Source organism: Mesorhizobium sp. M1423 (assembly GCF_040317575.1).
In the GTDB taxonomy this organism is placed as follows: Bacteria; Pseudomonadota; Alphaproteobacteria; order Rhizobiales; family Rhizobiaceae; genus Mesorhizobium.
In genome coordinates, this window is sequence record NZ_JAMYKU010000028.1 from 70998 (window position 1) to 87469 (window position 16472).

Consider the following 16472-nt stretch of genomic DNA (forward strand, 5'->3'; position numbering starts at 1 on the left):
GGCCGGCCGGCGTCTTGCGGTAACGGGTTGCGGCCGAAAGGATCATGCGGTGGGACAGACGGTTTTCATCCCTCGTGAGCTCGACGCGAACGAGCCGCGCGTCGCGGCCTCGCCCGACACGGTGAAGCGGCTGGCGGCGCTGGGTTTCGACGTGGTCGTCGAAGCTGGCGCCGGCGCGGCGTCGCGCATTCCCGACGAGGAGTTTGCCAAGGCCGGCGCCGCGATCGGCAAGGCCGGCGATGTTTCCAGGGCTGATGTCGTGCTGAAGGTGCGCCGGCCGAGCGATGCCGAGCTGAAAGTCTATCGGCCGGGCACTGCCGTGATCGCCATCATGGATCCCTATGGCAACGATGCCGGCGTCGCCGCGTTGGCCAGGGCCGGTGCTACTGCTTTTTCCATGGAGTTCATGCCGCGCATCACCCGCGCCCAGTCGATGGACGTTCTATCCAGCCAGGCGAACCTCGCCGGCTATCAGGCGGTGATCGACGCGGCTGCCGAATATGACCGGGCGTTGCCGATGATGATGACGGCGGCTGGCACGGTACCGGCGGCGAAGGCCTTCATCATGGGCGTCGGCGTCGCCGGTCTGCAGGCCATCGCCACCGCGCGCCGCCTCGGCGCCGTGGTCACCGCCACCGATGTGCGCCCGGCCGCCAAGGAGCAGGTTGCTTCGCTCGGCGCAAAGTTCCTGGCGGTCGAGGACGAGGAATTCAAGGCGGCCGAGACGGCCGGCGGCTACGCCAAGGAAATGTCCAGGGAGTATCAGGCCAAGCAGGCGGCGCTGACCGCCGAGCACATCGCCAAGCAGGACATCGTCATCACCACCGCGCTGATACCGGGCCGGCCGGCGCCGAAGCTGGTTTCTGCGGCAATGGTCGCCTCGATGAAACCCGGCTCGGTGATCGTCGACCTTGCGGTCGAGCGTGGCGGCAACGTCGAGGGCGCCGTTCCGGGGCAGGTGGTGACCACCGCCAACGGGGTAAAGATCGTCGGCCATCTCAACGTTCCCGGTCGCGTCGCCGCCTCCGCCTCGCTGCTCTATGCGAGAAACCTCTATGCCTTCCTCGAGACGCTGGTTGACAAGGCGACGAAGACGCTTGCCATCAACCGCGACGACGAGCTGGTCAAGGCAACCATGCTGACCGATGCCGGCAAGGTCGTGCATCCCGCCTTCGTCAGGGCTGAGCAGGAGCCGCCAAAGGGCCAACATGTCGAACCGCCGGCCATTCCGGCCAAGACGATGGTTGCCGAGGCTTCGGCGAAGCCGGCTGCGAAGAGGCCGGCCGCTTCGAGGAAGCCCAAGACCACCGGAGGGATCGCGTGATGGATCAGACCCTGCAGAAAGCCCTCGACCAGCTCGACCAGGCCACAGCTGCCGTCCGCCTTGCGGTACAGAACCTGGCCACCGCGCCCGGCACCGAGGCCGCTGGTGACGCCGCGCACGCGCTGTCCGGCGGCGCGATCGATCCCTTCGTCTTCCGCTTCGCCATCTTCGTGCTGGCGATCTTCGTCGGCTACTACGTCGTCTGGTCGGTCACGCCGGCGCTGCACACGCCATTAATGGCGGTCACCAACGCCATTTCCTCCGTCATCGTCGTCGGCGCGTTGCTTGCCGTCGGCATCTCGGCCTCGGGCATCGCCACCGGCTTCGGCTTTGTTGCGCTGATGCTGGTATCGGTCAACATCTTCGGCGGCTTCCTCGTCACCCAGCGCATGCTGGCCATGTACAAGAAGAAGGAAAAGTAGGCCGCTATGAACGCCAACTTCGCCTCCTTCCTCTATCTGGTCTCCGGCATCCTGTTCATCCTGGCATTGCGCGGCCTGTCGCATCCGACCACCAGCCGCCAGGGCAACATGTACGGCATGATCGGCATGGGCATCGCCATTGTCACGACGCTGGCGCTGGCCACCCCTTCCGCCGGCCGCTTTGCGCTGATCGTGCTCGGCCTCGCCATCGGCGGCTCGGTCGGTGCGGTCACGGCACGGCGCATTGCCATGACCTCGATGCCGCAGCTGGTCGCCGCCTTCCACTCGCTGGTCGGTCTTGCCGCGGTCATGGTGGCGGCCGCCGCCATCTATGCGCCGGAAAGTTTCGGCATCGGCACCGTCGCCGATATCCATGCCCAGGCGCTGATCGAGATGAGCCTCGGCGTTGCCATCGGCGCCATCACCTTCACCGGCTCGGTCATCGCCTTCTTGAAGCTCGACGGCCGCATGTCGGGCAAGCCGACCATGATCGGCGGCCGTCACTTCATCAACGCAGCCCTGGGCATAGCGCTCATTGTGCTGATCATGCTGCTCGTCACCACCGAGTCCAAGCTGGTGTTCTGGCTGATCGTTGCCGCCTCGCTCGTGCTCGGCGTCCTTCTCATCATCCCGATCGGCGGCGCCGACATGCCGGTGGTCGTATCGATGCTCAATTCCTATTCGGGCTGGGCAGCGGCGGCACTCGGTTTCACGCTCGGCAATCTGGCGCTGATCATCACCGGCGCGCTGGTCGGCTCATCGGGCGCCATCCTGTCCTACATCATGTGCAAAGGCATGAACCGAAGCTTCATCTCGGTCATCCTCGGCGGCTTCGGCGGCGAGACATCAGCCGCTGCCGACGACGGCATCGAGCGCACCGTCAAGCAGGGCTCTGCCGAGGATGCCGCCTATCTGATGATGAATGCGCAAAAGGTCATCATCGTGCCGGGTTACGGCATGGCCGTCGCCCAGGCGCAGCACGCGCTGCGCGAAATGGCCGACAAGCTCAAGGCCAACGGCGTCGACGTCAAATACGCCATCCATCCGGTGGCCGGCCGCATGCCCGGCCACATGAATGTGCTCTTGGCGGAAGCCAACGTGCCTTACGACGAAGTGTTCGAGCTGGAGGACATCAACTCTGAGTTCGCGCAGGCCGATGTCGCCTATGTCATCGGCGCCAACGACGTCACCAATCCGTCCGCCCGCGACGACAAATCGTCGCCGATCTATGGCATGCCGATCCTCGACGTCGACAAGGCGCGCACCTGCCTGTTCGTCAAGCGCTCGCTCGGGTCCGGCTATGCCGGCATCGACAACACGCTGTTCTACAAGGACGGCACCATGATGCTGCTCGGCGACGCCAAGAAGATGACCGAGGAGATCGTCAAGGCGATTGATCACTGAAACGGCGTCGTTGCCAACTCACTGCCGGTCGTCGAAATACAGCCCTGGCTCCGCGCCGGGCTTTTTCTTGGCTGTTACCGGTTCTGAAGCTACGATAGCGACCCGTCGTCTTGTCTAACGGCGTCATCGGTGGAGGTGCTGGTGCCCGACCCTGGTTCTGCCGCGTCGCCGGCCGCCGATCTGACCGCAGCAGAGAAGGTGCCGCGCAAGCGCAGCCAGGCGGTGGTGGTCGTGCACGGTATGGGCGAACAGCGGCCCATGGACACGTTGAGGGGATTTGTCCAGGCCGTTTGGAGCCACGATCCGGCCCGTGCTCCGTTCTATGCCCATGTCGCTGATCCGGCCGACCCAATGGGTGCGAAGATCAACCAGAGCTGGATCACGCCCGACAGCCGGACCAATTCGCACGAGCTTCGCCGGATCACCACACCGTATGATGTCGATGGCCGCCGCACCGATTTCTACGAGCTTTACTGGGCCGACATCACCCAGGGCACGACCCGGAGCCGCCTTGCTGCCTGGGTGGCGACCCTGCTCTGGCGCAAGCCCGCCGATATTCCGCGCGATGTGCGCAAACTCTATGTCGTCACGCTTTTGGCCACCATCGTCGTCCTTGGCGCGGCGCTGGCGCTCGCAACGTCGGCCTGGCAAGGCTATATCTCCTGGACGACCGGCGTGCTTGTCACCGTCCCGGCGTCGTTCGTTATCTGGTCGGTGGACCAGTTTGGCCTGCCCTATTTCGGTGATGTCGCCGCCTATGTGCGGGCCGAAGCGGCGACGGTCGAGAAGCGCGCGCTGGTCCGCGAGCGTGGCCTCAAGTTGCTGAAGCGCCTTATGGTGGACGACGCCTACGACCGCATCGTGCTGGTCTCGCACAGCCTGGGGTCGATCATAGCCTATGATCTGCTGCAGATATTATGGGCCGATTTCAGGCCTCGAAAGCTGGAAGCCATTCGCGACAGAGCGAGGCTGAAGGCGATCCACGCCGTCGATAAGGCGACGCTGGCCGCCGATGCTTCCGCCTGGCCCGACCGCCTCGATGACCTCCCCGCATTCCGGCGCGGCCAATGGGAACTCTACCGGCAGCTTCGCGACAGTGACGCCGATCATCCGCTGCCGTGGAAGATCAGCGATTTCGTCACGCTGGGCAGTCCGCTGACCCACAGCGAGTTTCTGGTGACCTACAATCTTGCCGAGTTCAGGCGCGGCATCGCCGAGCGGCTGTTCTCGGCATGCCCGCCGATCGCCGACAGGGCGGCGGGCGGGACTATGCTCTATCAGGAAGGCCGCAGCCATTCGGGCAAGCCACAGCGGGCGGTGCATCATGGCGCGATGTTTGCCGCGATGCGCTGGACCAACATTTTCGACAGAGGCAATGGCTGGTTGACCGGCGACCCGATCTCCGGGCCGATGACGGAGAACTTTGGTCCGGGCGTGGAAAACATCCAGGTCGAGCTGCGCGGCTCGCTCGGCCGCGTCTTCACGCACACTCTCTACTGGTCGTTGACGGCGAGCGGCGTCGAGGCCAACGCACCGTCCGGCGTGCCGCGCTCGCACCTTGCCGTGCTGCGCGATGCGGTCGATCTCGGCCGCAAGCTGGGGGACTGAGCTGTCGGTGGCGAGCAACGCACGACAATGCTGCGCCGACAGCCCAAAGCAAGGTCCGCTCGGAGTAATCTTCGAAGCGGACCGAGTTCGCTTAGGCGCCGATCAGCGATTGGTCAGGAAAATCGCTTCCTCGTCGTCGCGCTGCCTGCCGCCAAGTGCCGCAGCCGCACTGGCAATGAAAGCCCCGACGACCAGCGACAGCGCGCCAATCAGCGAGAAGGTGGCGCCGGCCTTTCTGGCGGTGTCGGCCGCCTGCTGGGCCTTGACCTTGGCGTCCTGCGCTCTGGCGATTACCGCATCGAGGCGAGCGGTGGCATCGGCTTCGGACAGGCCTGTCCGGGCGGCCACCAGCCGCGACAGATAGGTCTTGTCGTCGGCCGATATTTCGCCTGCTGCGGCACTCGCGATCAGAATGCGCGATGCCTGCACGGTTGCCGCGGCGTCGCTCTCCGGATTGGCGGCAGCGAGCCTTGCCGGATCGGCCGGGCGGAACAGTGTATCAACGAAATACGATGTGGCGTTGTCAGTCGAGGCACCACCAGCGTTTGCAGCAGCACCTGCCGAAGCGCCCATTGCCGCGCCGGATGCCACAGTCGAAGCAGCCTGGACACCGGTGCCTATCGCGGCCGACAGCGCCGTGCCGAGTATGCCGGCGACGAGCAGCGTCGCCAGCGCCCAGGCCAGGAAGCCATGCGCGGTATCGCGGAAGAAGACTTCATCGGTGTGGATGCCGACCCATTTGGTGCGCAGGCGCCCGGCAAGATAGCCGCCGAGGGCCGACGACAGCCACTGCACGACGATCAGCCAGACGGCGGTGGAAACTGCGAAAGTGGTGACTGACGCACCCGAGCCGGACCATGGCGAGACCATACTCAGCCCAAGCCCGGAGCCGAGCAGCATCAAAATGAAGGTAAGCGTCGAGGCAGCAAACGCGCCGGCGACGATTGGCCCCCAGCTGACAGCAGTGGAAGAGGATTCCGTCGGTGCGGAAACGTCGACAGTCGTTAGGGTGGACGGCATGGAAGCCCCCTACCTTGCAAACAGCATGATCAGAATAATGATCGGAATCGGGACTCCGAGAAGCCAGAGCAAAATGCCACGTCCCATGGATGCCTCCTGCGGCGATTGTGATCGATTACAATGCCTTGAAAGCCTTTCCGTTCCGGGGGAACCCCGGAGATCTTGTTGCATGCAGCAGGCGCATTGGTGCGCTAAGGCGCACCAATGCAACTTCATGCCTGCCGGTTGGGTATCTGGATCCCGGCTTTAGATGTCCAGATTGGCGACCGACAGTGCGTTTTCCTGGATGAATTCGCGCCTTGGCTCGACCTCGTCGCCCATCAGCCGTGAAAACAGTGAGTCCGCATCCGTTGCGTCATTGACCTTGACCTGTAAGAGCGAGCGCACATTCGGGTCAAGCGTCGTTTCCCAGAGCTGCTCGGCGTTCATTTCGCCAAGGCCCTTGTAGCGCTGCATGGTCAGGCCCTTGCGGCCGGTGGCAAACACGGCATTTAGCAGTGCCAGCGGCCCCGAGATGGTCTCTGAGACATCCTTGCGGCGCAGCACCGGCGGCTCGCCATAGATTTCCGACAGGCGCGGCGCATAGCGGTCGAGCTGGCGTGCGTCGGCCGAATTGATCAGTGCCAGATCGAGATGCGCGAACTCCTTGACGCTGCGCACCGTGCGCTCGAAGACATAGCCGCCGATGCCCTCGTTCGAGGTCGACATGCGGCCGGTCCAGCCGCGCTCGGTGTCCTCGGCGATGATGTCAAGACGGCGGGCAACACGTTCGGCCATCGCATTGGCGCGGCCGAGGTCGCTGAAGATCTCCGGGTTGAGCGCGCCGGCGATCGCCGCCTGTTCGACCACGCCCCTGTTATAGCGGGTATGCAATCCGTTGATGAGCTGGCGGACAGCCAGGGCGTCGTCGATAGCGCTGCGCAGATCCTGCCCGGCCCGCACCTCGCCCGTGCTGAGCGCAAGCGACGCCTCCTCCAGCCCCGAGCCGATCAGGAATTCCTCGAAGGCGGCTTCGTCCTTGATATATTGCGAGCTCTTGCCGCGCGTCACCTTATAGAGCGGCGGCTGCGCGATGTAGAGATGACCGCGTTCGATCAGTTCCGGCATCTGCCGGAAGAAGAAGGTCAGCAGCAAGGTGCGGATGTGGGCGCCGTCGACGTCGGCGTCGGTCATCAGGATGATCTTGTGGTAGCGCAGCTTGTCGGCATTGAACTCATCCTTGCCGATCGAGGTGCCGAGCGCGGTGATCAGGGTGCCGATCATGTCTGAGCCAAGCATGCGGTCGAAGCGGGCGCGCTCGACATTGAGGATTTTGCCGCGCAGCGGAAGAATGGCCTGGTTCTGGCGCGAACGGCCGCCCTTGGCCGAGCCGCCGGCGCTGTCGCCCTCGACGATGAAGATCTCGGATTTCGCCGGATCGCGCTCCTGGCAATCGGCCAGCTTGCCGGGCAACGAGGTGACGCCGAGCGAGCTCTTGCGGGTGATGTCGCGTGCCTTGCGCGCGGCTTCGCGCGCGGCAGCGGCCTGGATGACCTTCTCGATGACCGCCTTGCCCTCGGTTGGGTGCTCCTCGAGCCATGTGCCGAGCGCCTCGTTGACGAGCCCTTCGACCACCGGGCGAACCTCGGACGACACCAGCTTGTCCTTGGTCTGCGAGGAGAATTTCGGGTCGGGAACCTTGACCGACAGCACCGCGGTCAGCCCTTCGCGGCAATCGTCGCCGATCAGCGCCACTTTTTCCTTCTTGGTCAGGCCCGAGGAGTCGCCATAGCCGGTTATCTGGCGTGTCAGCGCACCGCGGAAACCGGCGAGATGCGTGCCGCCGTCACGTTGCGGGATGTTGTTGGTGAAGGCCAGCACGTTCTCGTGATAGCTGTCGTTCCACCACATGGCGACTTCGACGGTGATGCCGTCGCGCTCGGCGCGGATCGAAATCGGCTTGTCGAGCAACGGCTTCTTCGTCCGGTCGAGATATCGGACGAACTCTTCCAGCCCGCCATCGTAATGCAGCTCATGGCGCACGATGTCGGCATGGCGGGCATCGGTCAAAACGATGCGCACGCCGGAGTTCAGGAAGGCGAGCTCGCGCAGCCGGTGCTCCAGCGTACCGTAGTCGAACTCGACCATGGTGAAGGTCTCGGACGACGGCAAGAACGTGATTTCGCTGCCGCTGCGCCCTTCATAAGTGCCGGGGACCTTTTGTTGTTCATAACTGCCGGCGATGCGCAGCGGTGCGTCCGCATCGCCATGTGTGAAGCTCATCTCGTAGATCTGGCCGTTGCGGCGGATCTTCAGTTTCAGCCAGGCCGACAGTGCGTTGACGACCGACACGCCAACGCCGTGCAGGCCGCCCGACACCTTGTAGGAGTTCTGGTCGAACTTGCCGCCGGCATGCAGCTGCGTCATGATCACTTCGGCCGCCGAAATGCCTTCGCCGGTGTGGATATCGGTCGGAATGCCGCGGCCATTGTCGATGACCGTCACCGAGCCGTCCGGATTGAGCGTCACCGTCACCAGATCGGCATGGCCGGCCAGTGCTTCGTCGATGGCGTTGTCGACCACCTCATAAACCATGTGGTGCAGGCCCGAGCCGTCATCGGTGTCGCCGATATACATGCCCGGCCGCTTGCGGACGGCATCCAAGCCCTTCAAAACCTTGATGGAATCGGCGCCGTATTCGGCTTCAACGCCGTTGGCGATGTCGGTCTGGTCGCTCATGAAAACCTGTCTGATTGGTGCCGTGTGCAGAGCGCGAAAAATCGGCGTCGAATCGCGCATTCCTAATGTCGTAGATATAGGCGCAAAAGGCGGTTTTTCCAAGGTTTGCAGGCATTTCCGAACGGAGTGACCGTCGCGTGAACCCGCTACCGGCGCCTGGCTTCGATCCTGGCCAGCCGCTCACGCAAAAACTTGATCATGAACTTGTATCGCGGCGCCAGCCGACCGGTCCGGTCGAGCTCGAGCGTCATGTCGAGTGCCTTGGAAATGACGGCTTTCGGGTCCTTTGCGACTTGGGCGTAGTCGATATAGGCAACCACTAGGTCGCGCTGCCAGGTGGCGTTGTCCGGATCTGACTGGGCAAGTTTCTCGCGAATGGCGAGGCTGTCCTGAAGGGCTTGCCGGGCTCCCCTGACGTCGCGCTGCCTGAGGCGGAGCGTGGCGACTTCGGACAGCGTTATCGACAAGTCCCGCTGCCAGTCGGAATTGGCGGGATCGAGCTTCGCCAGCCTCTCCGCAATCGCGTAGCTGTCCAGATAGGCTTTCAGTGCGCCTTTGTGGTCGCCCTGTATCGCCAGGACGCCGGCGACCTTCTCGAGGCACACGGACAGGTCGCGCTGCCAATCGGTGTTGTTCGGGTCGCCGGCGGCGAGCGCGCTGGCTTGCGAGAGTGCCTCACGATAAGCCGAAAGTGCCGCCGGCCAATTCTGCTGGTCGCTCAGCGCGTTGCCGACCTTGGCGTTGCCGACGGACAGGTCGCGTTTCAGCTCGGTGTCGTCCGGATCGCGTTTCGCCAGTTGCTTGACGATCGCCAGGCCTTCCTTGTAGGCCGCCAGCGCCCCGGCGGCGTCGCCGCGTTCGCGCAGCAGGTCGCCTATCGTATCATGGCTGACCGAGACGTCACGCTGCCGGTCGGCGTCTCCCGGTCTGTCCGCCGCCAGCGCCAACCGCACCTTCAGGCTCTCTTGATAGGCCGCCTGTGCGTTGTCCAGTTGGCCTGCGACATGGGCAAGGTGGCCGATCTCATCATAGGTGATGGTCAGGTCGCGCTGCAGTTCGGCACGGTCGGGCTCGCCGGCGGCGAGCTGTTTCTTGATCGACAGGCTTTCCTGATAGACCTGTGCTGCGCCGGCCAGATCGCCTTGCGTCGCCAGCACGTTGCCGATCTTGTCGTCGGTCATGGCGAGATCGCCGAACCACTCCAGATTGTCCGGCTCTGCCTCGGTCAGGCCCTGCAGAATGGTCTTGGCCGTCTCATAGTTTTGCACCGCTGTCGGCAGATTGCCTTGTGCCATCCGCACGTTGCCGAGCTTGACGTGGCTGACGGCGAAGTCGCGCTTCACGTTGGGATCGGTTTCGTGGCGCGACCGCCGCTCGAGATCGGCTTGCAGCGCCTCGAAGGCGCGGCCAGCAGCATCGATGTTGCCGACCGTGGTATAGAGCTTGCCGAGCTCGTCCAGCGTGCGGATCAAGCGGTCGGCGTCGTCGAGCGACAGCACCACCTGTCCGGCTTCGCCATAAAGCGTGAGCACGGATTCATAATCCTTGATGGCTGTGGCGTAGTCGAGGTCGGCGCGCGCTGCCCCGCCGGACAAATAGCGCGTCGCGGCTTCGGAAAGCGTGCGACTGACGAAATTGGCCTTCAGCGCGTTGCGCGAGATATTGTCGATCTCGGCTGCTTCGGCAAGCTTTTTCCGCGCGGCATCGAACGCTCCCAGCGAAAGCTGCTCTTCCGCCTGCCGGCGCAACGCTGCCACTCTGAGATCGTCGGAGGAAAGCGTCTGCATTTCGCTCCGCACCTTGACGAAGGCGTCGGCTGCCTCACGCAGCCTGGCGTTCAGACTGTCCGCGGAGAGGCGGCCGGCATCGGAACTGATCAACGCGCCATAGAGCGGTGCCAGCGGCATGTCGGCGTCGCTGGCGATCTTTTCCACCTCGCCACGCATCGCGGGCGTTACCTCGGCCATGGCCAGCAACAAGCGTTCGCGCTCCGGCAGTTTCTCCTTGGCTGTCGTGGCAAAGAACAACTGCGGCAGGCCGCTCTCGACATAGGGCAATTGCCTGCCGCGCGAGAGATCGTAGACCTCCTGCTGCACGAGCGTCAGCACGGAGCGGATCTCAAGACCCTCGGTGCCGAGGTATTTCGTCAGCGCCGCGGTGAACGGCGAATTCTGGCCGGTCCCATCCGAGGCGGTCTCGCCGGGCGCCGCCGAGAAGGCAAACAGGATGTTTTCTGCCCGCCCGATGCGGCCAAGACCCGGCCGGACCTTGTCGCTGACCTCTTTTACCAGCGCCGTTGCGCCGCGGCCTTCGCCGCCCGTGGCAGCAAACGGATCGCTGCGGCAGGCATCGAGCACGATCAGTCCGACCTTGCTGGTGGCGGCGACGGCCGCGCGGATCTCCTCCAGCGGCAGGCTGGTCCCTTCCAGCGTAGCGAGCGACGACGCGTCTGCATCCACCGGCAGGAGCCGATTCTCGCCGGCGATCTCGACGCCGTGGCCGGAGAAGAACACCAGTGCCACGTCGGCGCCTTTAGCATCCTCGCGGAAATCGTCGAGCGCCCGGCGCATGCGCCGCAGGTCGCGGTTGGTTTCGAGGAAGACCTCGAAACCGAGCTTCCTCAGCACCGTTTCCATGACCTCGCCGTCATTGACGGGATTGGCGAGCGGCCGGATCAGCCGGTAGTCGTTCTCGGCGATGACCAGCGCAACGCGCCGCTCCGCCATGGCACCGCAGGCCGTCGAGAGGATCAGCAGCAAAGCAAACAGAAGACGCAAATCGAACCGCCCCGGCCCGGTCATTTCCCGGAGCATTCCATCTCTTTATGGCATGAGCAAGTTATGGCATCGGCAAGCCCGGCCGTTCGCGTTGTTAGCTGGCGCGCATCGGCCTCAGCGCTTCGCTCCAGCGGGACAGCTCGTCCAGCATGGTCTTGGCTCCGCCGAGCACCTGCTCGCTGGGCAGGAAGGCGCCGGTCTCGTCGAGCAGCTTCTGGTACATCGGGAGCGCCACGCTTTCCGGAATCGGCATGACGCCGACCGCGGTCAGCAACGGTTTGACCGCCTGCGCCGCTCGTAAGCCACCGGAGACACCGCCGTAGCTGAGGATGGCGGCCGGCTTGTATCGCCATTCCCTGAGCAGGTAGTCGACCGCGTTGACGATCGCGGGGGCTGCGAAATAATTGTATTCCGGCGCTACGAAGACGAACGCGTCGGCGGCGTCGATTGCTTTCGACCAGGCTTTCGTGTGGCTGTTTTCGTATCTGCCGAGTCTAGGATGATGCGGCTCGTCCAGCACCGGCAAGTTGAAGGCGGCGATATCGGTGAGCAATGGCTCGAATTTGCCGTGTTCGCGCGCAAAACTTTCCAACCACCTTGCGAAAACGGGTCCGGCGCGGCCCGGCCGCGTGCTGCCGATGATGACGTTCAACTGGTGCTTCAAGGCAGGCTCCCGCCGGTTAGTGGCATCTGTGGTGCTGCCACCTAAGACACACAGCCGGACACAGCAAGCAGGCACTTTCCGGTGCCCCGGTCACATTCCAGAGAGCGGATGCTTCGCCTTGTCGTCCGGCCACATGGACGCTTGCCTTGCCAGCCACTACATTGAGGGGTCAGCGGAGCAAGCCATGGACAGTCAGCTCGTCCCCTTCGTCCCGCCGGCGCCGAAGCCGCGCACCGCGCCGCCTTCGACGCTGGAGATGATCCGCATCGTCTATCGCAATCCGCTCGAACTGTGGGGCGAGGCGACCTACAACGAGCCCTGGATTTCGGTGAACGGCGTCGGTGGGCCGCTGGTCATCGCCAACGATCCCGGCCTCATCCGCCATGTGCTGGTCGACAACGCCAAGAACTACAAGATGGCGACGGTGCGCCAGAAGATCCTGCGGCCGATCCTGCGCGACGGGCTGCTGACCGCCGAAGGCGAGGTGTGGCGGCGTTCGCGCAAGGCGATGGCGCCGGTATTCACGCCGCGTCACATTTTCGGCTTCGCCGAGCCGATGCTGAAACGCACGCTCGAATTCGTCACCCGTTACGAGCAAGGTGGCACGTCGGATATCGCCCACGACATGACGCTGCTCACCTTCGACATCCTGGCTGAGACGCTGTTTTCGGGCGAGATATCGGGCGAGCCGGGCAGCTTCGCCAAGGAGATCGACCGCCTGTTCGAGACGATGGGCCGGGTCGATCCGCTCGACCTTTTGCGTGCGCCCGATTGGCTGCCGCGCCTGACCCGCATCCGCGGCCGCAAGACCATGGCCTACTTCCGCAAGATCGTCACCGACACGGTGCAGATGCGCGAGGCGCGGCTGAGGCGCGCTCCGGACACGGTGCCGCAGGATTTTCTCACGCTGCTGCTGAAGGCGGAAGGACCGGGCGGGCTGACCCGGGCCGAGGTCGAGGACAACATCATCACCTTCATCGGCGCCGGCCACGAGACTACAGCCAGGGCGCTCGGCTGGACGCTCTACTGTCTCGCCGAAGCGCCATGGGAGCGCGAAAAGATCGAGCACGAGATCGATGCTGTGCTGGCGCGTGAGCCCGACCCGACGAAATGGCTCGACGCCATGCCGCTGACCCGTGCCGCCTTCGACGAGGCGCTCAGGCTCTATCCGCCGGCGCCCTCGATCAACCGCGAACCGATCGAACCCGAAACCTGGAACGGCCTCTATATACCGCGACGCGCCGCGGTGCTGGTGATGCCGTGGGTCGTCCATCGCCACAGGAAATTATGGGACCGGCCGGACGCTTTCATGCCGGAGCGCTTTCATCCGGGGAATCGCGAAAAGATCGACCGTTTCCAGTATTTGCCGTTCGGCGCCGGCCCCCGCGTCTGCATCGGTGCCAGCTTCGCCATGCAGGAGGCGATCATTGCGTTGGCGATCATGCTGTCGCGCTACCGTTTCGACACCACCGCGGAGACCCGCCCCTGGCCGGTGCAGAAGCTGACGACGCAACCGCAAGGCGGGCTGCCGATGCAAGTCACCCGGCGCGCCTCGTAAGCGGCTGAACGTCCATTCGCGCCGGTATTATGCGGCGGACTTGCGTTGGAACTGGCCCGCGGCGCGGTAGCGCCAGAGATAGCTGGGCAGGATGGTTCCGATCGACCGTGGCTGGATTCCGAGGCCGGCGAGCGTCCTGTTGTCCTTGACGGCGGCATCCGACACGACATTGTGCTGGCGCAACAGCAGGACCTGGTCCTTGGTCAACAACGGATTTGGCAGCAGCCCGAGAATTGATGCCTGGAGGTTCGCCACCCACCATGGCATCGGCAGCAGAAGCCGCTTGCGTTCTATGATGACAAGCAGCTCTTGCATGCATTCCTTGAAGCTGAGCACTTGCGGCCCGCCGAGCTCATAGATCTGGCCGCCCTGGACCTTGCCGTCGACCGAGTGCGCCACCGCTTCGGCGACGTCGCCGACATAGACCGGCTGGAATTTCGTCTGACCGCCGCCGATCAGCGGCAGGACTGGGGAAAAGCGGGCCATGTTGGCAAAGCGGTTGAAGAAACCGTCCTCCGGCCCGAAATTGATCGACGGCCGCAAGATCACGGCGTCCTGGATCGTCTCCAGAACCGCCTTTTCGCCGAGCGCCTTGGTACGCGCATAGTCCGATTGCGCGTGGAGATCCGCACCCAGAGCCGAGATATGGGTGAGGCCGGCGCCGACGGCGCGCGCCGCCTCGGCGATGGCGCGTGCGCCGAACTCATGCACGGCAGCGAATTTCTGCCGGCCGCCCTCATACGGGATAGCCACCAGATTGACGACATGGTCGGCGCCTTGCACGGCGCGGTCGACCGACCAGCGCACCCGGACATTGGCCTGCACCGGCTGGATCTGCCCGACATTGCCGAGCGGCTGCAGGTGGCCGGCGAGATCGGGCCGACGGCAGGCGACCCGGATGCGGTAGCCGCGCCTGGCCAGCGCCCGCACGACATGACGACCGACAAAGCCGGAGCCGCCGAAGACGACGACGAGCTTTGGGGTCTGCAGGATTTCGGTCATGGCTGGCTCCGGCGGGCTATCCAGATGGCTTGGTTGAAGCCGTTTCATAGTCCGTTTCGCGCCAAAGGCAAAGGGCGACCATAGGTCGCCCGGCATTGTTGAAGCATGATTTTCCGGATCCGCTCGAAACGGCAGAAAACTCCGCCGAGGCCCGGCTTTGCGGTAACTCCATTCGAAACAGGAACCTTTGTTCGGTCGGCGATTTTAGATGTATGGTTTGATTCCGAATGAAGGATATTGCCAATGACAAAACGCGTTGCGACCTTCGCTCTGGCACTAGCAGCAGGCTGCAGCATTGGCGCCTCGGCATTCGCCGGAAACCGGCATCACCACCAAGCTCAACCCGAACGCTATGTTCCCGCCAACGGCGACATCATCGAGTTCCTGTTCGGTGGCCCGCGCTACTATGACAACCACCTGTTCACGACAGCCGCCGAACCCTGCTCCTACAACAGGGTAGGACCGGACGCGAATGCGGCGAACGTCATCAACGATCATTATTGCGGGAAGTAGGCTCGCGCTGCCGGATCGGCCGGCCTCCTCAGCCGCTCATCGGACAAACGAATTTCTTCAGGACGAATAGCGCGCGGCGAATTCGGAAATGCGTTGCACCACAGCTTTCGGCGCGCTTATGCCGCGCGCCGCCGCCTTCTCCGCGGCCTCGGCCCGGGCACGCCCCGGCACATGCACGCCATAGCGCCGCCGCAACCGGTCGAGCTGGTCCTTCATCCGTTTCTCGAAGTCCGGATCGAGCAGCTTGGGCTCGACGGCGAGCACGAACAGGCCGGTCCCCGGACTGTCCTGCCCGCCGTCGAGCCATGGCGCATCGAGCGACCAGTTGGCGCCCGACAGGCCGGCAGCCAGCACCTCGACCATCAGCGCGATGTTGGCGCCGCGCTGGCCGCCGAAGGCAAGCATGGCGCCTTTCATGGCGGCTGCCGGGTCCGTGGTTGGATTGCCGCTGGCGTCCAGTGCCCAGCCTTCGGGGATCTTCTTGCCGTCCTCGGCCGCCTTGCGGATGTTGACGAAGGCGGTGGCGCTCGACGACTGGTCGATGACCAGCGGCGCCCCGTCCGCGGCCGGTGCGGCAAAGGACATCGGGTTGGTGCAGTAGACCGGCTTGACCGAGCCCGAGCCGGCAAGCACGGCCGGGCCGTTGGTCGCGGCGAACGATACCAATCCCTGCGAGGCCAGCCGTCCGGTGAAATAGCCGAGCGCGCCGCACGTATAGGCATTCTTCTGCGAAAAGATGGCAACGCCGAACAGCCGCGCCGCCTTGGCGAGGTCATCGATCGTGCGGTCGAAACCGGTATGCGCCAGTCCGCCGCGGGCATCGGAGAGATAAACCGCGAGCGCTGGCCTGGTGATGACAGGATCGGCATTGCCGTCGATACGGCCGGCTTCCAGCGCTTCGAGATAATCAATGAAATGCGACAGCCCGACGGTCGATAGTCCTTCAGCCTCGGCCGCGACGATCGAGGCAGCCAGCGACTGCGCCGCCTCTTCGTTGGCGCCGGCGCCAAGTGCGGCCATCCGGCACAGCCCTGTCGCCTGGTCGAGACTGAGTTGCATGGTAGCTGCCCTGAATTCGCGACTTTAACAGCTTTAGCCTAGCTTGCTCGGGATCCGTGCCTCGAGCCGGCGGAAGCCGAACACCAGGATACCGGTGATGGACATATAGACCAACGCCAGAAGCAGCAAGGGTTCGTAGGTGACGAAGAGATCCTGGCGCACCCGCGAGGCTACGGCATAGATGTCGACCATGGTTATCGTTGCCACCAGCGGTGTTGCTTTCAGCTGGAGAACGGTTTCACCCGCCAGCGTCGGCAGCGCCCGGCTGATCGCCTGCGGGAGCCATATTCGCCTGAAGATTTTCCAACGGCTCATGCCGAAAGCGCGGGCCGCCTCGAGTTGGCCATGCGGTACACCGGCGAAGGCGCCACGCATCACTTCACCTTCATAGCCGGCATACGAG

General features: G+C 64.1%; 13 protein-coding genes. 6 read left to right on the plus strand and 7 right to left on the minus strand.

Annotated features, from left to right (window positions below; translation table 11 throughout):
* Positions 1 to 49 precede the first annotated feature (49 nt).
* From NKG95_RS27680 to NKG95_RS27695, 4 genes are all read left to right on the plus strand, one after another.
* A complete protein-coding gene (locus NKG95_RS27680; RefSeq protein WP_352484384.1) occupies positions 50 to 1324 on the plus strand; it encodes a Re/Si-specific NAD(P)(+) transhydrogenase subunit alpha in 1275 nt (424 codons plus the stop codon).
* A complete protein-coding gene (locus NKG95_RS27685) occupies positions 1324 to 1746 on the plus strand; it encodes an NAD(P) transhydrogenase subunit alpha part 2 (RefSeq protein WP_036244434.1) in 423 nt (140 codons plus the stop codon). Before NKG95_RS27680 ends, NKG95_RS27685 begins: the two co-directional genes overlap by 1 nt.
* Before the next feature lie 6 nt (positions 1747 to 1752).
* Positions 1753 to 3150: an NAD(P)(+) transhydrogenase (Re/Si-specific) subunit beta gene (locus tag NKG95_RS27690; RefSeq protein ID WP_353043063.1), complete on the plus strand. Its 1398-nt coding sequence runs from the start codon at positions 1753 to 1755 to the stop codon at positions 3148 to 3150.
* A 141-nt stretch (positions 3151 to 3291) separates the two neighbouring features.
* Positions 3292 to 4758, plus strand: a complete 1467-nt coding sequence (locus NKG95_RS27695) for a hypothetical protein (RefSeq protein ID WP_353043064.1) — start codon at positions 3292 to 3294, stop codon at positions 4756 to 4758.
* Positions 4759 to 4860: 102 nt separating this feature from the next.
* Here NKG95_RS27695 and NKG95_RS27700 read toward each other — a convergent pair whose 3' ends face one another.
* The 4 genes from NKG95_RS27700 to NKG95_RS27715 all read right to left on the minus strand — a co-directional run bounded on the left by NKG95_RS27700 (position 4861) and on the right by NKG95_RS27715 (position 11937).
* Positions 4861 to 5778, minus strand: a complete 918-nt coding sequence (locus tag NKG95_RS27700; RefSeq protein ID WP_353043065.1) for a hypothetical protein — start codon at positions 5776 to 5778, stop codon at positions 4861 to 4863.
* A gap of 246 nt (positions 5779 to 6024) precedes the next feature.
* Positions 6025 to 8496, minus strand: coding sequence for a DNA topoisomerase (ATP-hydrolyzing) subunit B (gyrB, locus tag NKG95_RS27705; RefSeq protein WP_353043066.1), 2472 nt, complete (start codon positions 8494 to 8496; stop codon positions 6025 to 6027).
* Between the two features lie 146 nt (positions 8497 to 8642).
* Positions 8643 to 11309 carry a caspase family protein gene (locus NKG95_RS27710; RefSeq protein WP_353043067.1) on the minus strand — a complete coding sequence of 889 codons (2667 nt, stop codon included), beginning with the start codon at positions 11307 to 11309 and terminating at the stop codon, positions 8643 to 8645.
* A 58-nt stretch (positions 11310 to 11367) separates the two neighbouring features.
* On the minus strand, positions 11368 to 11937 hold the full coding sequence (locus NKG95_RS27715) for an NADPH-dependent FMN reductase (protein ID WP_353043068.1): 570 nt from the start codon (positions 11935 to 11937) through the stop codon (positions 11368 to 11370).
* Positions 11938 to 12121: 184 nt separating this feature from the next.
* On the opposite strand from NKG95_RS27715, the gene NKG95_RS27720 reads away from it, so the two are divergent.
* On the plus strand, positions 12122 to 13495 hold the full coding sequence (locus tag NKG95_RS27720; RefSeq protein ID WP_353043069.1) for a cytochrome P450: 1374 nt from the start codon (positions 12122 to 12124) through the stop codon (positions 13493 to 13495).
* A gap of 27 nt (positions 13496 to 13522) precedes the next feature.
* On the opposite strand, the gene NKG95_RS27725 is transcribed toward NKG95_RS27720, so the two are convergent.
* Positions 13523 to 14497 carry a complex I NDUFA9 subunit family protein gene (locus tag NKG95_RS27725; protein WP_353043070.1) on the minus strand — a complete coding sequence of 325 codons (975 nt, stop codon included), beginning with the start codon at positions 14495 to 14497 and terminating at the stop codon, positions 13523 to 13525.
* 243 nt (positions 14498 to 14740) lie between these two features.
* Between NKG95_RS27725 and NKG95_RS27730 the strand changes: the two genes are divergently transcribed.
* Complete coding sequence (locus NKG95_RS27730) at positions 14741 to 15010, plus strand: hypothetical protein (RefSeq protein ID WP_353043071.1); 270 nt, start codon at positions 14741 to 14743, stop codon at positions 15008 to 15010.
* A gap of 57 nt (positions 15011 to 15067) precedes the next feature.
* On the opposite strand, the gene NKG95_RS27735 is transcribed toward NKG95_RS27730, so the two are convergent.
* Both NKG95_RS27735 and NKG95_RS27740 read right to left on the minus strand, forming a co-directional pair.
* Positions 15068 to 16069, minus strand: a complete 1002-nt coding sequence (locus tag NKG95_RS27735; protein WP_353043072.1) for an Ldh family oxidoreductase — start codon at positions 16067 to 16069, stop codon at positions 15068 to 15070.
* A 33-nt stretch (positions 16070 to 16102) separates the two neighbouring features.
* Positions 16103 to 16472: ABC transporter permease subunit (locus NKG95_RS27740; protein WP_353043073.1), on the minus strand; the 370-nt coding region annotated here is incomplete at its 5' end.

What these genes read in the sequence shown, in the direction of transcription:
- NKG95_RS27730 (WP_353043071.1), top strand. Translation starts at nt 14,741, where the DNA reads ATGACAAAACGCGTTGCGACCTTCGCTCTGGCACTAGCAGCAGGCTGC.
- NKG95_RS27700 (WP_353043065.1), bottom strand. Translation starts at nt 5,778, where the DNA reads ATGCCGTCCACCCTAACGACTGTCGACGTTTCCGCACCGACGGAATCC.
- gyrB (WP_353043066.1), bottom strand. Translation starts at nt 8,496, where the DNA reads ATGAGCGACCAGACCGACATCGCCAACGGCGTTGAAGCCGAATACGGC.
- NKG95_RS27735 (WP_353043072.1), bottom strand. Translation starts at nt 16,069, where the DNA reads ATGCAACTCAGTCTCGACCAGGCGACAGGGCTGTGCCGGATGGCCGCA.
- NKG95_RS27685 (WP_036244434.1), top strand. Translation starts at nt 1,324, where the DNA reads ATGGATCAGACCCTGCAGAAAGCCCTCGACCAGCTCGACCAGGCCACA.
- NKG95_RS27690 (WP_353043063.1), top strand. Translation starts at nt 1,753, where the DNA reads ATGAACGCCAACTTCGCCTCCTTCCTCTATCTGGTCTCCGGCATCCTG.
- NKG95_RS27720 (WP_353043069.1), top strand. Translation starts at nt 12,122, where the DNA reads ATGGACAGTCAGCTCGTCCCCTTCGTCCCGCCGGCGCCGAAGCCGCGC.
- NKG95_RS27710 (WP_353043067.1), bottom strand. Translation starts at nt 11,309, where the DNA reads ATGCTCCGGGAAATGACCGGGCCGGGGCGGTTCGATTTGCGTCTTCTG.
- NKG95_RS27725 (WP_353043070.1), bottom strand. Translation starts at nt 14,497, where the DNA reads ATGACCGAAATCCTGCAGACCCCAAAGCTCGTCGTCGTCTTCGGCGGC.